Annotated in this window: 11 protein-coding genes; 10 read left to right on the top strand and 1 reads right to left on the bottom strand. The window is 49.5% G+C overall.

What is annotated here, in order from left to right:
• Positions 1-246 precede the first annotated feature (246 nt).
• The 8 genes from RBH76_07830 (at position 247) to carB (ending at position 11141) form a co-directional block, all read left to right on the top strand.
• Entirely contained in the window at positions 247-1329 is a 1083-nt protein-coding gene (locus RBH76_07830; protein ID WMJ82649.1) for a helix-turn-helix domain-containing protein, read from the top strand.
• 9 nt (positions 1330-1338) lie between these two features.
• A complete protein-coding gene (gene ftsE / locus RBH76_07825; GenBank protein ID WMJ82648.1) occupies positions 1339-2025 on the top strand; it encodes a cell division ATP-binding protein FtsE in 687 nt (228 codons plus the stop codon).
• Positions 1985-2917: a permease-like cell division protein FtsX gene (gene ftsX, locus RBH76_07820; protein ID WMJ82647.1), complete on the top strand. Its 933-nt coding sequence runs from the start codon at positions 1985-1987 to the stop codon at positions 2915-2917. Before ftsE ends, ftsX begins: the two co-directional genes overlap by 41 nt.
• A 91-nt stretch (positions 2918-3008) precedes the next feature.
• Positions 3009-4193 (top strand): peptidoglycan DD-metalloendopeptidase family protein, encoded by a 1185-nt coding sequence (locus tag RBH76_07815; protein ID WMJ82646.1) that lies wholly within the window; start codon positions 3009-3011, stop codon positions 4191-4193.
• A 69-nt stretch (positions 4194-4262) separates the two neighbouring features.
• Positions 4263-5645 carry a S41 family peptidase gene (locus tag RBH76_07810; protein ID WMJ82645.1) on the top strand — a complete coding sequence of 461 codons (1383 nt, stop codon included), beginning with the start codon at positions 4263-4265 and terminating at the stop codon, positions 5643-5645.
• A gap of 265 nt (positions 5646-5910) precedes the next feature.
• Positions 5911-6390 (top strand): transcription elongation factor GreA, encoded by a 480-nt coding sequence (gene greA / locus RBH76_07805; GenBank protein WMJ82644.1) that lies wholly within the window; start codon positions 5911-5913, stop codon positions 6388-6390.
• Positions 6391-6822: 432 nt separating this feature from the next.
• Positions 6823-7938, top strand: a complete 1116-nt coding sequence (locus RBH76_07800) for a carbamoyl phosphate synthase small subunit (GenBank protein ID WMJ82643.1) — start codon at positions 6823-6825, stop codon at positions 7936-7938.
• Between the two features lie 2 nt (positions 7939-7940).
• Positions 7941-11141, top strand: coding sequence for a carbamoyl-phosphate synthase large subunit (gene carB / locus RBH76_07795; GenBank protein ID WMJ82642.1), 3201 nt, complete (start codon positions 7941-7943; stop codon positions 11139-11141).
• A 276-nt stretch (positions 11142-11417) separates the two neighbouring features.
• Here the strand turns inward: carB and RBH76_07790 are convergent, their stop codons facing one another.
• Positions 11418-12236, bottom strand: a complete 819-nt coding sequence (locus RBH76_07790; GenBank protein ID WMJ82641.1) for a DNA glycosylase — start codon at positions 12234-12236, stop codon at positions 11418-11420.
• Positions 12237-12759: 523 nt separating this feature from the next.
• Here RBH76_07790 and rlmB point away from each other — a divergent pair.
• Both rlmB and RBH76_07780 read left to right on the top strand, forming a co-directional pair.
• The gene (gene rlmB / locus RBH76_07785; protein WMJ82640.1) at positions 12760-13515 is read left to right on the top strand and encodes a 23S rRNA (guanosine(2251)-2'-O)-methyltransferase RlmB; all 756 of its coding nucleotides are present in this window, start codon (positions 12760-12762) and stop codon (positions 13513-13515) included.
• A gap of 11 nt (positions 13516-13526) precedes the next feature.
• The gene (locus RBH76_07780; protein ID WMJ82639.1) at positions 13527-15977 is read left to right on the top strand and encodes a hypothetical protein; all 2451 of its coding nucleotides are present in this window, start codon (positions 13527-13529) and stop codon (positions 15975-15977) included.
• Positions 15978-16249: the final 272 nt, after the last annotated feature.

Raw genomic sequence — 16249 nt, 5'->3', positions numbered from 1 at the left:
AAATGAAAGGACATTGTACATATCGGACATAACGGGATGCAAAGCGCATCGGCCAGCCAATTAAATACGGTATTCAACCTTGATTTTGCACACTAAAAATAGCTGAAATACTATGCGAACTCATAATTTCCACAATTATTTACAAGAAAAGTTCGATTTTATGTTGCAAATGCGGAACATTTTATGTAAAATGAATACTAATAAACTATGCGTACTGTTATTCTTGACAATTGAGAGGGGATTTGTATGTCTAACCGGCTGTTTCAGGGCATCATCCATCAAATGCGAGATTCGATCGATCGCGTGATCGGTGTGATTGATGACACCGCTCACATTGTTGCGTGTTCCGATTTGTCCAAGCTGGACAGCTCACGGGAGTATCTTGCTCTTGACCTTGGAGAAGGTCGTACCTTTGTGCGCGACGGCTGCACCTATAAGCCGTTTGGTACCGGGCAGCGCCCCGATTTTGCGGTGTTTGTAGAAGGCACCGACGATATGGCTTCGCGTTACGCTGGCATTCTGGCGGTCGCGGTGTCGGGCATCAAGCAGTATTATGATGAAAAGTATGACCGGGGCAACTTTATCAAAAACGTCATGCTAGACAATATTCTGCCTGGTGACGTCTATATCAAGGCGCGTGAGCTGCACTTCAATACTGATGTTTCACGCGTTGTGTTTTTGGTGCGTATTGTTTCAGCTTCTGGCGTATCGGCGTTCGACGTCATTCAGAACCTGTTTCCGGACAAGCAAAAGGATTTCGTTTTCAGCATCTCTGAAAATGACATTGTTATTGTCAAAGAAATTAAACCCGGAATTGAATCAAAGGATCTTGAAAAGTTGGCACGCTCCATCGTCGACACGCTCGCGGGTGAGTTTTACACTCGTATCGTCGTTGGTATCGGCACCGTTGTTGTAGGTGTCAAGGATTTAGCCCGTTCCTTTAAAGAGGCGCAGGTATCTCTTGAAGTTGGAAAGGTGTTTGACACCGAAAAGACCATTGTGCGGTATGATAATCTTGGCATTGCCCGTTTGATTTATCAACTGCCTACCACACTGTGTGAGATGTTCCTGCGGGAGGTGTTTATCAAGGGTTCAATTGACAGCCTTGATAAAGAGACGCTCTTTACCATTCAGAAGTTCTTTGAGAACAACCTGAATGTTTCCGAAACTTCAAGAAAGCTGTTTGTTCACCGCAACACGCTAGTCTACCGTCTGGAGAAGATTAAAAAGCTTACGGGCCTTGATCTGCGTGAGTTTGATCATGCCATCGTTTTTAAGGTGGCATTGATGGTTAAAAAATACCTGACTGCAAATCCAGTTAAGTATTGATGTGTTATCATGATTGAATTTCAAAATGTAAGCAAAAGCTACGGCGGGCCGCAGCTTGCTTTGAGTGATGTTTCCTTTTCGGTTGAAAAGGGCGAGTTTTTGTTTGTGGTGGGGTCATCCGGATCGGGTAAAAGCACGATGCTTAAGCTTATTACCCGGGAGGAGGCTACTTCCTCCGGCAAGGTTTATGTGGACGGATGTGACGTGGGCAAGCTGCGCCGCAGCGAGCTGCCCTATTACCGCAGAGGTATCGGGGTGGTGTTCCAGGATTTCCGGCTTATCCCGCAGATGAACGTCTATGATAATGTGGCGTTCGCCATGCGGGTTACAAACGTGGCAACCCGTGAGATTAAGCGCAGGGTGCCCTATGTTCTCGATCTGGTCGGGCTGCTGCCCAAGGTTAAACGCTTTCCTGAACAGCTTTCGGGTGGCGAGCAGCAGCGCGTCGCCTTGGCGCGTGCCCTTGTGAACAACCCATCGCTGATTATTGCGGACGAGCCGACCGGAAACATCGACCCCGCCATGTCTTTTGAGATTGTAGAGCTGTTGAGTGAAATCAATAAATGCGGCACGACAGTGATGATGGTGACACACGAGCACAATTTAGTAAACAAATTCCGTCATCGCACCATAGTTATCAATGGTGGGCACATTGTTGCCGACGGTCATCTGGGAGGCAAACGTGCGCGGCAGTAGTTTTCGTTACCTAATCAAAGAGGGTTTTCGAAATATTTATCAAAACAGGGCAATTTCGATTGCGGCCATCGGCGTGCTGATGGCCTGTTTGCTTTTGGTAGGAATTTCGATGCTATTCACTATAAATGTTAATAATATGGTTGGCTATTTTGAGTCACAAAACGAGATTATGGTGTTTTTGTCCGACGATGTCGTCGGTGACGAACTGACGGATATCGACTCCGAAATCCGAAGCATCAGCAATGTGGCGTCGGTAACTTTCATCAGTCGCGAGGATGGACTGAAATCATGGATGGAAGAGCTTGGTGACGACGGCACGCTGCTCGAGTGGCTTATTGAGGATAATCCTTTGCAAAATGCATACCGCCTAGTCGTCAAAGATCTCTCCAAAATGCAGGAGACAATAGAGTTGGTCGGTTACATAGATGGCATTGACACCATCAGCGCTTCCAACGAGGTGGCTCAGGCTGTAACAGGTCTTAAACAGGCGGTATCAGTTGGTGGGCTCGCGGTTATTGCGTTGTTGGTAGCTGTGTCATTAAGCATTGTATCAAACACCATTAAGCTTACGGTTTTTAATCGCAGAAAAGAAATCAGTATTATGAAATACGTCGGTGCCACTGACGCTTTTATCAGGTTGCCGTTCTTGTCCGAGGGTATGCTGCTGGGCTTTATTTCTGCAACCCTTGCGTTTTTTATGTTATGGGGCGGTTATATCGCCTTTGGACATTGGGTCAGTCGAAGCACGTTTTACTGGGCGTCACTTGTCGTGGGCCAGTTGGTTGCTTTTAAGACGGTTGCACTCAAGCTCTACCTTTATTTTCTGGCGGCCGGTGTGGGAATTGGCGCGCTGGGAAGTGTCTTCTTTGTAGGTAAATATATAAAAGTGTAATTTTAGATCAAATTAAACTAAGAGTTATACAAATACACGCTTACAGTTTTTTTACATTTCTGTCATGCATTGTTTGTGGAGAGGTGGTATTTTGAAAGCTATAAGGCGGGCGGCGGTGTATCTTGCTGTTGTGCTTATGCTCGTTTCAGCATCGCCGGTTATTTTAGGCGTTGATGCGGACGACTATAAGGATCAGCTCGACTCACTTTCTTCAAAATATGATGAGCTTGAAAAGCAGCAAAAGGCAATTCAGTCTCAAATTGATAAGGCTAAAACAGAAAAAGACAAGCATCTTGCGCAAAAAAAACAGCTTGATAATCAAATTTATGGTGTTCGCCAGCAAATTACGGTTTTAAGCGATAAAATTACGCTGCTTGAGCAGGGCATCAGTAAAAAGGAAGAGGAATTGCAAGAGCAGCAGCTGCGCATCGAGGACAACTTTGAGTTACTTAAGAAGCGGCTACGGGTGATGTATAAGACCGGCAACGCCAGCGTGTTGGGCTTGGTGCTCGGCGCGGAGGATTTCACCGAGTTCTTGTCCCGTACGCAGGTGACGGCTCGAGTGGCTCAGCATGACCGCGAATTAATTGAAAATATGCAAAAAGAGCTGGCGCAGATCAAAGAAGTCAAGGAGGCTATTGAAGCCGACAAGACAGAGCTTGAAACCTCGAAGGGTCAACAGGCCGAAAAACAGACCCAGCTTGCGCAGCAGCTCTTACAGACGCAGGATCAAATACAGGATATTGAAGCGCTTGAAAAGGACTATAAGGCGAATCAGGCAAAGCTGACGCAGCAGATGAAGGAAGTTCAGGCCGAGGTGGACGCCATCTATGCCAAGATTGATTCCACCGGAACCTACGATGGCGGCATTATGCTGTGGCCCGTTGCGGGCTACAAAACCGTCACTTCAAACTACGGCTGGCGTTTTGGCGGCACCGATTTCCATACTGGTATTGATATTGCGCGCACCAATTCGGCGGGTCAGGGCATCTACGGCAAGCCGATATTAGCAGCTGCCGACGGCAAGGTTGTGTTTACACAAACCACTTATATTGCGGGTCGCGGCTATGGTATCTACCTGATTATTGACCACGGCGGCGGTATCTCAACCCTTTACGGCCACACAAGCGGTTTAAAGGTGAAGGTTGGCGATAAAGTCTCCCGTGGGCAAACGGTGGCTTATGTCGGATCGACCGGTTGGTCGACCGGGCCGCATCTGCACTTTGAAGTGCGCGTCAAGGGTAAATACACCAATCCTTGGCCTTATCTGAAATAGCCCTGCCTTTTAATACTGTTCAACTTTTAATGCGAGAATAGTATAAAACCACCTGAGAAGGAGAGCCCAATGAATAGAAAAATAACACTGGGCGGCGCCGTGACGCTGGCCATAATGTTTTCCACCGTCACATTTATCATGACGATGATTTATGCCCAGAAGACCTTTGACAGTCGTGTTTTTAACATTAAAGAGCGAGAGACTATGTATGCGAAACTGGCGGAGGTCGACCGTCTGGTGCGACAAAAATATTTTAACCCCATCGATGAAAAGACACTGGGCGAAAATCTGGTTCGCGGCTATATTGCGGGCATAGAGGATGAGTACGGCATCTACTTGACTGCCGAGCAGTATGCCGAAACGCAGAGTGATTATGATGGTAGAATGGTGGATATCGGCATTGTCTGCACGCCGGATCCCGGCGGTTATATTTTGATTGACAAGGTCTATGCCGATTCGCCGGCAGCGGTGTCAGAACTTGCCAGAGGCGATTTAATTATCAAGGTGGATGAATTGGCCGTCACTGCGGAAAGCTATGAGGCAGCTGTCGATGCGCTTAAAGGTGAGCCAGGAACGACGGTAACCGTACTGGTACGCCGCGGAAGCCTTGAAAAAAGCTATACCATCACTCGGCGCAAGGTTGAGGTGCCCACTGCGGAGGGCCGCATGATCGGCAACATTGGGTATATCCGCATTTCGCAGTTTAACGATAACACACCTGACCAGTTCTTCAAGGTGATGGCCCAGCTCATGGATAACGGCGCTCAGGCGTTGGTCTTTGATGTGCGTGGCAATCCCGGCGGTACGATTGAATCGGTAGGTAAAATGCTTGATAAGCTGCTGCCCGAGGGGCCGATCATTTCGGCCACTTACCGAAACAGCACCACACCGCAGGTGTTGATCACCAGTGATGCGGAAGAGGTTAAGCTACCGATGGCGGTACTGATCAATTCAAAATCGGCCTCGGCAGCCGAACTGTTTGCACAGGCGCTCAAGGATTATAACAAGGCCAAGGCGATTGGTGTGACAACCTACGGCAAGGGCTCGATGCAGGAGATACACAAACTTTCAGACGGCTCAGCGCTCGATTTTACCGTGGCGCGGTACAATCCGCCGAAGTCGCCCAACTTTGAAGGTCTCGGTGTCAAGCCGGATTATGATGTCAAACTGTCGCCCGATTTGGAAAAAGAGCTTGAGAATTTAGATGAAAACAGCGACCTGCAGTTGAAAAAGGCACTTGAGGTCGTGACGGCCATCATAAAGGACCAGACCGAGCCTGGAACCGATGTAACCAATCCCGATGATAGCAGCTCTGAGGACGTCAGCGACGAAGGCGAAGAGGAATATATCTACACCGGCGAAGATGACGACGTGGGTGAAGATGAGAGCGAAGAATCGTCTGGAGAGGGCAGTGAAGACGAAAGCACATCTGAGGATGTGGACTCCGAGTAAGGCGAAATGTGCCCCGTTAAGCCCTTAGACTATCGCCGATTATCCTTAGAAGAAGGCGTGAAAATGTTATAAAAAGCGGCTGTGTTTATGCCACAGCCGCTTTTAGACCGCATAAATCGTAATCAGCACAGTATACAAAGCATATAGATTGAGCAAATAGACGCTTGAAATCCTGAACTTTTTCAGGTAAAATTCAGCTTGACACAATGGGATGCTTTTTAATATAATACATCTATTGCAATCCTTTAAAAGGAGGATAACATTCATGGCAAAGGAAAAGACCCCGGTTAGTGAGATGACCAGGGAGGAATACCAGTCGCTGCGTGAAGAGCTCGAAAACTTAAAAACGGTTGAGCGCAACGAGATTTCGGAAAAGATCCGAATTGCCCGTGGTTTTGGCGATCTTTCTGAAAATAGCGAATATGATGAGGCAAAGAACGACCAGGCCCGTTTAGAAGCGCGTATCAGCCGGTTGGAGGAACAGCTTAAAAACGTAACGATCGTAGAGACGGTTAATACTGATTTTGTTACCATTGGTACCAAGGTAGTATTGTTGGATATGGAATTTGGCGACGAGGCTGAATACCGCATTGGCAGCAGTGCTGCTAGCAGCGGTGAGGATGTCATTACCGTTGATTCTCCCGTCGGGCGCGCTATTATCGGCAAGCGGGTAGAAGATGTTGTTGATATCGATACGCCCAGCAAAAAAATCTATCAGATGAAAATTATCAGCATTAGCAAATAGGAAAATGCGGGTGTTATACCCGCATTTTTTTAAAGAAAGGGGAAGAAAATTCATGGCAGGCGCACTTTTCAGACAATCATCTATTAAACAGCGGCTTGTGCACGGGGTAAAAACCACGTGTTTTGACGTTTTTTTATTGCAATTTCAAGCTTCTTTTTCAGGGGCTATGTATTGCTGTTTCAATAATTTGAATATTTATTCATAAAAAGGAGCGATTTTGTCGTTCCTTTTTTAGTATAAAAAATTGTGTAAAATTTCGCGGCATGGCGTGATATGAAAGCGATAAAACCCTTTTGGAAATACTTTAATCTACTTTACAATGTTCTTTGGTTAGGTTATAATGCTAAGAAAGCATCAATTAAATTTATTCGTTTTATACATCTAATGCAGAAGATATGAATACAAACACCCTACTTGAATAGGAGGAGCCGCATGTCAATTTATAACGCAGATCGGGCGTGGCTGATGTTGGCCGATGGGACGGTTTTTGAGGGCAGGTCGTTTGGCGCAACCGGAACGGCCATTGGTGAGGTGGTTTTTACCACCGGTATGACGGGATGTCAGGAAACGCTGACCGACCCGAGCTATTATGGGCAGATTATCGTACAAACCTTTCCGCTGATCGGCAACTACGGAACCAACGACGATGATGTCGAGTCGGACGGTATTTATATGAAGGGCTATATTGTACGCGAATGGTGTGACTCCCCCTCCAACTTCCGCGCCAAGGAGCGCATTGATCTCTTTTTGAAAAAACACAACACCATCGGATTATTTGATATCGACACCCGCGCACTCACCCGCCGCCTACGTGAGCACGGTGTTATGAACGGCGTGATTACAACGGTGCCAATTGAAGAGCAAGGTAAAGACAAGCTGTTGGCTGAGATTGAAAAATATACGGTCACCAAGGCAGTCGATTCAGTCACTGCCACTACTGTTAAGATTTATCCGGCGCACGGTCATAGAAAATACCGCGTTGCGCTGTTTGATTTTGGTTATAAGCGTAACATTAGAGAAAGTCTACGCGCGCGCGGCTGTGACGTTGCGGTTGTGCCGGCGCGCACCACGGCCGCCCAACTCAAAGAGATGAACTTGGATGGCATTATGCTTTCAAATGGCCCTGGGGATCCCCAAGAAAACGCCGAGGTCATTGAAAATTTGCGCGCCATCGTTGCGGTGGGACTGCCGGTGATGGGTGTCTGCCTTGGGCATCAGCTAATGGCCCTGGCTATGGGCGGCAAAACCGTCAAAATGGGCTATGGCCACCGCGGTGGCAACCAACCGGTCATTGATTTAGCGAGTGACCGCACCTATGTTACGACTCAGAACCATGGTTATGAGGTACTGGCCGATTCTCTTGACCCCAAGGTTGGAAAGGTTAGCCACATCAACGCCAATGACCGCACCTGCGAAGGTGTTATTTACCTTCAGTCACCGGTTTTCACAGTACAGTTCCACCCCGAGGCCTGCGCTGGACCAGCCGACACCGCCTATCTGTTTGATAACTTCATTGCCATGATCGATAAGAGCAAGGAGGGCAAGTAATTATGCCGTTGCGCAAGGATATAAAGAAAGTTTTGATGATTGGCTCGGGCCCTATCGTGATTGGACAGGCTGCCGAGTTTGATTACGCGGGTACCCAGGCATGCCGTGCACTCAAAGAAGAAGGGCTTGAGGTGGTGCTTATCAACTCAAACCCCGCAACCATTATGACTGACAAGCGGATGGCTGACCGCATCTATATTGAACCGCTCACCCTTGAGACTATCAAACGCATCATCGAAATTGAAAAGCCAGACAGCGTACTTTCCACGTTGGGAGGACAGACCGGCCTGACCCTTTCGATGCAGCTTGCCAAGGATGGCTTTTTAGAGGCGCATAATGTCAAGTTGCTTGGTGCGAGACCCGAGACAATTGACAAGGCAGAGGATCGCCAGCTGTTTAAGGATACGATGCAGTCCATTGGCCAGCCCTGCATCCCCTCAAAGGTCGTCACCAACCTCGATGACGCGCTGGCCTTTGCCGACGAAATTGGCTACCCGGTCATTGTGCGCCCAGCGTTCACCCTTGGCGGCACAGGCGGCGGCATTGCCAGTGACATCGCCGATCTACGTGAGATTGCCACAAATGGCCTACGTCATTCGCCAATTCAGCAGATTCTCGTTGAGCGTTGCGTTGCAGGTTGGAAGGAGATTGAGTTTGAGGTTATTCGAGACTCCAAGGGCAACCTCATCACCGTCTGCTCGATGGAAAACGTCGACCCGGTTGGTGTACACACCGGCGACTCGGTTGTTATTGCGCCGGCGGTGACGTTGGCCGACAAGGAATATCAGATGCTGCGAACCGCTTCGCTGCAAATTGTTGATTCACTCGGCGTTGAAGGTGGCTGCAACTGCCAGTTTGCGCTGAACCCCGATAGCTTTGAATACACGGTTATCGAGGTCAACCCCCGTGTGTCCCGTTCGTCAGCGCTTGCCTCCAAGGCGACCGGCTATCCCATCGCCAAGGTGGCGACCAAAATTGCGATCGGCTATACTCTTGATGAGATTGTCAACGCTGTTACCGGTTGCACCTATGCCTGCTTTGAACCGGCACTCGATTACATCGTCGTTAAATACCCGCGCTGGCCGTTTGACAAGTTTGTTTACGGCGAAAAGAAGCTTGGAACCCAGATGAAAGCGACTGGCGAGGTCATGAGCATCGGCACCAGCTTTGAACAGGCGATGATGAAGGCTGCGCAGTCGGTAGAGCTAAAGCTTGACTCGATGCGTTCGCCGCTACTGGCCAATGAGAGTGACGATCAGGTCATGTCCCGCGTGCAAACCTGCGACGACATGCGTCTGTTTGCCGTCTATGAAGCGCTTTATCGTGGTATCGAGGGCGTTGAGGAAATTTTCCGAATCACGCGCATCGATCGATGGTTCTTATATAAATTCTTGAACCTCGCCCAAATGCAGCAAATTCTTGAACGGGGCAAGCTGGACGAGACCATCTATATGCGGGCCAAGAAGTTTGGCTTTTTAGATAGCACCATCCAAAAAATGACCGGTATTGACCCCGCGCCCTTCCACCGCTTTGCCAGCTATAAAATGGTTGACACCTGTGCGGCTGAGTTTCCGGCTGAAACGCCCTATTTCTACTCGACTTACGACGAGCAGAATGAAGCGGCGGAGTTTATTGCACACCACGCTAGCGACAAGAAAAAGGTGATTGTGTTCGGTTCTGGGCCCATCCGGATTGGTCAGGGCATTGAGTTTGACTATTGCTCGGTGCACTGCGTCTGGGCGCTTAAAGAAGAAGGCTGCGAGGCTATTATCGTCAATAACAATCCCGAGACGGTTTCCACCGACTTTGACACGGGCGACCGGCTCTATTTTGACCCGCTGACACCTGAAAGTGTTGACAGTATCTTGGAGACCGAAAAGCCTTACGGTGTCGTGGTGCAGTTCGGCGGACAGACCGCCATCAAACTAACCAGTTATCTAGCGAAAAAAGGCGTGCGCATTCTGGGTACCGGCGCCGACTCGGTGGACGCCGCCGAGGATCGCGAGCGCTTTGACGAGATTCTGGAAGCTTGCCAGATTCCGCGCCCCAAGGGCGACACTGTCATGACGACCGAAGAGGCGGTTAAAGCTGCGGAAGCTCTTGGCTATCCGGTGTTGTTGCGTCCCTCCTATGTGTTGGGCGGCCAGAATATGGTTATCGCCCATAACACCGAGCGGGTCATCGAATATATGGGCATTATCACCGCTACCATGCTGGAAAACCCGGTGCTGGTCGATAAGTATATGATGGGTACTGAGGTTGAAGTCGACGCCATCTGCGACGGTGAAGATTATCTGATTCCGGGCATCATGGAGCATGTTGAACGCGCTGGCGTCCACTCGGGCGACTCAATTTCGGTCTACCCCTGCCGCACACTCTCGCCCCGCATCAAGGACATCATCATCGACTATACCGGCAGGTTGGCACGTGCACTTAAAGTTATCGGCATGGTCAACGTACAGTATGTGGTATATAACGACGAGGTTTACGTCATTGAGGTTAACCCGCGTTCGTCGCGTACGGTACCCTATATCAGCAAGGTTACCGGCGTGCCGATGGTTGACCTTGCCACCAAGATCATGCTGGGCGCAAAACTCAAGGATTTGGGCTTTGGCACCGGGCTCTACCCAGACGCCCCATACGTAGCGGTCAAGGTACCCGTGTTTAGTTTTGAAAAACTGCGCGGCGTCGATGTACAGCTCGGCCCGGAGATGAAGTCCACCGGCGAGGTACTTGGCATCGCAAAAACCTTTGAGGAGGCGCTGTTAAAGGGTCTTGTCGCCGCGGGTTACAAGCTTGAGGAGCGCGGCGGTGTGTTGATCTCGGTGCGTGATACCGACAAGCCCGAAATCACCAAGATTGCGGGGAAGTTTGAAAAGCTCGGTTTTGAGCTTTACGCAACGCCGGGCACGGCACTGGCGCTCAACAGAGAGATGGTCGCTACCAACTCAGTGCGCCCCATGCAGGATGCGTCACCAAACGTCATAGATTTAATCGACTCCGGTAAGGTTCAATATGTGATCTCCACTTCAAAGGGAGGCGCGAACCCCAAGACGAGCCAGTCGGTGCAGTTGCGCCGCCGCGCAGTAGACCATTCTATCGTCTGCCTGACAGCGTTAGACACCGCCAATGCACTGGCCGACTGCCTGCTCTCTAAAAAGCGGATGGCTGATATCGACCTTGTGAGTATCACCGATCTATAAAATAAATAAAAACAGCGCTTTCTCCAATTGGGGAAGGTGCTGTTTTTTATAAAGTTCTGGTTGAATTTTTAGCTTGGCGGCAAGAGGCGGTGTCCCATATCCATTTCTAGGGTTAAAAAAATAGGAGTGGGAAAGAGAGGCTTCCGTGAAAATTTCCCCGTAAAGGACCCTCGCCTAAAAGACGGATGACTAGATGCCTCGACGGGCATGGCCTCTCCTGTGGAATATCATAGCGGTGAGTCGTCGCCGCTATCTCCTTTATGTATCGGCTTTTTCTTATTTTGGTCGCGTGCGCATATAGTGGAACAGCATCTGTTGTGCGATGCCAGCATAGGGGGCTAGCTCCTCTGGAAAGCCATCAGCGAACAGCTCTTTGAGCGCGCGGCCGATCCACACGTCCACCGGGAAGCATTCCAGCCGGTAAAACCCGAACAGCAATGCGCAGTCAGCCACCTTGCGGCCCACGCCAACAATCTGCATCAGCATTGTGCGAGCATCATCTAATGGGAGCGTAGCCAGCGCATCAAGCCGTACTGTGCCGTCGCATACCTTCTGTGCGGCGTCGATGAGATAACGCGCCCGAAAGCCACTGCGCAGCGGGGCAAGGTCTTCGACGGTGCAACTGGCCAGCCTTTCGGGAGGCGGAAAAGCATGGAGCCCTTCGCCGATGGGGTCGCCGAAATGTTCACACAAGCGCTCGATAATGCCTGAAATGCGCTTAATATTGTTGTTCTGACTGATGATAAAGCTTGCGAGCGCTTCCCAGCCATCCTGGCGTAAAATTCGAATGCCGCCTGCACACTCACAGGGGGCCACCAGCTGTTGGGTATTGCAAAACAAGCGCTTTAAAGCGCAATAGTCGGTCTCTGTATCAAAATAATGCCGCCAAAAGGCTTCGCCTGCGACGGAGACGATGGTGACCACGTCGCCCTGCTGACGTATGCGTGCTGGGTAGATTCCTGCTACGCCGATAAAAGAGCCATCCGTCTCGCGCTTCCACCGAAAACTCTGCCCACAGTTCAGCGTTTGTTCAAGGTCAAATTCAGGGATGTGCAGAACGAAGGTGTCTTTTTTTTGTAGTATAGGGGTTCGCAAGTTGCTCACCTTTCTTTCATGTGCTTTTATGCACAGCTATTAGTATAACATCGGGTGGAAAAAATTCAAGCTTTCGACATAATGTGACCTAGCCCGACAAGGCTTGTAAACTGTTGGTAACAAAGTTTTTTTCCACAAAATTGTTTGACTTTTTGTTCTAACAGGTAAAAGGCCTTATATTACAGGAAGAATTCCACACTTTCAACAGAGTTTTCAACATATGCACTTGCCCTTGTGGAATGCTGAAAATTACTAAGGGTAAAAATAACCCGTGTATACATCGCAAAATTATTTTAAATGGTATATTAAATTTGAGCAATGGTTAAAATAGGAATGAATACTGGCGAAAAAAGTTCTAAGATCAAATTTAATGAAAGCTGAATGGGTGCTTATTACGAACCAGCAGTTAAATCAGCCAACAAACCCCATATTTTGTGCCGTGTGCTTGTTTTAGTGACATAATCTGCTATAATATAAATTGTATAGCTATTCCTTTAACAAGCTTAATAATTAGGAGAAATACATGCAGGATATAAGGGATTCATCTGACGAGATGGTGGCGGGACGTAATCCCGTTATTGAATTGCTTCGGTCAGAGCGACCGGTGAATAAGATATTGATGCTTAAAACAGAGAGCGGCAGCCTTAAAAGAGTTATCGCCATGGCGAAGGAACGGGGCGTCCCTGTCAAGGATGTTGCGCGTGAAAAACTTGATGCGCTTTCTCCTGGGGTGAATCACCAGGGCGTTATTGCCTTTGCGGCGGCCTGTGATTATGCAACGGTGGATGACATTTTCACCCGAGCCGGTAGTGAGCCGCTTTTTGTGGTCATTGCCGATGGCATCGAGGACCCTCACAACCTAGGCGCGATTATTCGATCGGCCGATGCTGCGGGGGCACATGGTGTGATTGTACCCAAGCGGCACGGTGCAGGGTTAACCGCCGCAGTGATGAAGGCCTCGGCCGGTGCGGCCGAGCACCTGCCGGTTGCGCGGGTTTCTAACCTGGCGGCAACAGTCGAAGAGCTCAAGAAGAAAAACGTGTGGGTTTATGCCGCCGACATGGACGGTGAAAGCTGGTGCACAGTGGATTATTCTGGTGCGGTTGCGCTGGTGATAGGCTCTGAGGGCAGTGGCGTTTCTCGCCTGTTGAAAGAACGAAGCGACGTGGTGGTCAGCCTGCCGATGTGTGGCAAGGTCAATTCGCTCAACGCTTCAGTGGCGGCAGGTATTCTGTTGTATGAGATCACGCGGCAGAGAAAAGGAATCAAAGCAAAGTAGAAGGGGCGGGGATGATGGCCAATAACTACAATGTGGACGATATTTTAGCGGAGGTGCAGCGCAAAAAGGATTCTGTCAAAAAGGCGTCGCTCTATTCAGAGCCGACACCCGAGCGCTCAAAGCCGTCCGCCAAGGAAAAGCAGGGCAGCACAGCACCGTTTCAGCTCAAAGGCATGACCGGTGAGTTTGATGTACCTAAACGGACAAAAAGTAATTTTGAAAAGCCAGCCGAGGGTTCTCCATTTGCCAAGAGCCCTACGTCTACTGCAAAGCCGACAGAGCGCTCTGCGGTGGTGACGCGCACAGATTTGCCAACCAATCGGGCTGCGTCTGCTGGCGCATTGAATGATAAAACGCGGGTGATACCAGCCGTTCGCTCTCAGGATGATGACGGCTTACAGTTGAGGAGACAGGAAAAGATACAAAAATTTATGCAGAGTTCTTTTTCTGCAATTGAAAAAGAACAGCAAGCGGCACAATTTGCACCGGATGCCACCGCAGCTGGAGATGACGATGGCGATTCGGACCACATTGAGGGTCTTAGCCAATATTTTGGGGGCCTTCGCCACGGCAGGACAGTAGCTGCACCGGCACCGGAAGAGAAAAAGGCCACTACCGGTGTAAAGCAAAAATCGATCAAAAAGGTAAAGAAGGTGCGCGAGGAAGCGCCTTCACCGCGCGCCAGCACCAAAGCTAAAAAGGCGCCGTTGGTGGAGGAAGACGACGAGGGCGAATATCTCAACCCAGCCGATGCCCGCGATGTGCGCTATGATATTTTAGGTATTAAGCGCAGCCTTTCGACCCGGTTGCTCGTTACAGGCGGCTGTGTGTTGTTGCTGCTCTATCTTGCACTGTGCAATCTCTATCCGCTGCCTCTTTTTAACCCGATCTGCCCAGAAGTGGATATGCGAGTATTCATGATGGTCAACCTGGTTGTGTTTGTCATCAGCGCGCTAGCCGCCAATGCCGTGATAGGCGGGGGACTGGTATCGCTGTTCACCTTAAAGGCGGATCATGATACGCCTGCGGCGCTTTGTACGTTGGCTGTTATTGCACATGGGGTTGCCCTGATTTTGAATCCCGATCAGATTCATACCGGCGAGAGCAGCTTTTATTTTGTCATTGCAGGGCTGACGTTGTTTGCGAATACCATCGGCAAGCGCATGATTATTTTGCGTATTGAGCGCAATTTTGCTGTAGCATCGGTGGACGCGCAACGCACAGGTGAGTATTTACTTTCCGGCGATAAGCTGGCGGATAAACTAGCGGAGGGGCAGGGCTTTTCGGAGCCTGCGATCGCTTACCCAGTTAAGGTCAACTTCCCTGAGAAGTTTTTGAAGCTTTCATATAGTGACGATTACTCAGAAAATTTCAGCCGCTATATAGCGCCAATATTTTTGTTGTTTGCTGTGGGGCTATCGCTGGTCTGCTGGTTGGTGTTTGACCGGTCGCCGCTTGAGGCATTTACTATCTTTAGCGTCGTGCTTTGCATGGCCTCCCCGTTGACGCCCACTATCCTTGGCAACCTGCCGTTGTTGCGGGCTGCCAAAAGCCTTTCGGGCGAGGGGGCATTTATCTCAGGCTATGACGCGGTTGAAGCCTTTGAGGATATGAACTGTGTTGCGGTCGATTCCGGTGGGCTTTATCCCGAAGGTGCGGTGGAAATGCACGGTATTAAGGCTTTTGCGCAGAGCCGAATTGACGAGGCGATTTTGGATGCTGCCAGCCTGATGTGTCAGGTGGACGGCCTGTTGAAGAACATTTTTATGGAGATGATCGGTAACAAGAGCGATATTTTAAAGCCGGTCACCGATGTTGTTTATAAAGATGGCAAGGGCTTGAGCGCGCAGGTAGACGGCAAAACGGTGCTGATCGGCAACCGCGCTTTGATGAGTGCTCACGGTGTCGAAATGCCGTCCCACGATTATGAGAAAAAATATGTCAAGGGTGACCGTGAGATTCTTTATCTTGCCAATTCGGGTGAGGTGACAGCCATGTTTGTGCTCAGTTACCGCCCAAATCCCGAGGTGGCAAAATGGTTGCGAGTACTGGCGAAAAAAGAACTAAGCCTTATCGTGCACGCTACCGACCCCAATATTACGCCTCGCAAAATAGCGACGGATTACCACTATCCCGAGGAATTTATACAGGTCATTCCGTCCGACTTGCGCGAGCAGTATCTCGAACTGACTGCACCGAAAGAGCGGGCCGAGGCTTATATCATGTCGCTGTCAGGCGCAGCTGTGCGCTTGCGGGCATTGGCGGCTATCCATACCCTCAAGCAGGCGATGGTCATTGGAACAGTGCTGCAAATGGCAGGCCTGGTGCTAGGCTATGCGTTGGTTGCATTTTTGGCCTTTACCGGCGCAATGTCAGCAATTGGGTTTGGACAGCTTGCCATCTACCAGCTTTTCTGGGCTATTGCGATTGTGTTGATCCCAAACCTGAAAAGATATAAATAAAACGTTCAACAGGGCGCCCTGATAAGGGTGCCCTGTTTGCCTATAAAGAATCAATTGTTTTAGAATTATATAAAAAGGGTAAGCATTGGGTAAACAAAAAGACCGCCTATGAGAGAGTTACTCAGCAAATACTTCCTCTCGAATTTACGCCATGTATCTGAATAATAAAGCTATGTTTGAAGCCGAATCTGTACCTGGTAACTTTTTTATTGTTGCAGTAATCGGAAGCAAAACGACGCGCAGCTTAGCAGGAAGCCACGCGTCATTTTTTA

Source organism: Oscillospiraceae bacterium MB24-C1, from assembly GCA_030913685.1.
In the GTDB taxonomy this organism is placed as follows: Bacteria; Bacillota; Clostridia; order Oscillospirales; family Ruminococcaceae; genus Yanshouia.
This window is presented reverse-complemented; position numbering and strand designations above follow the sequence as displayed.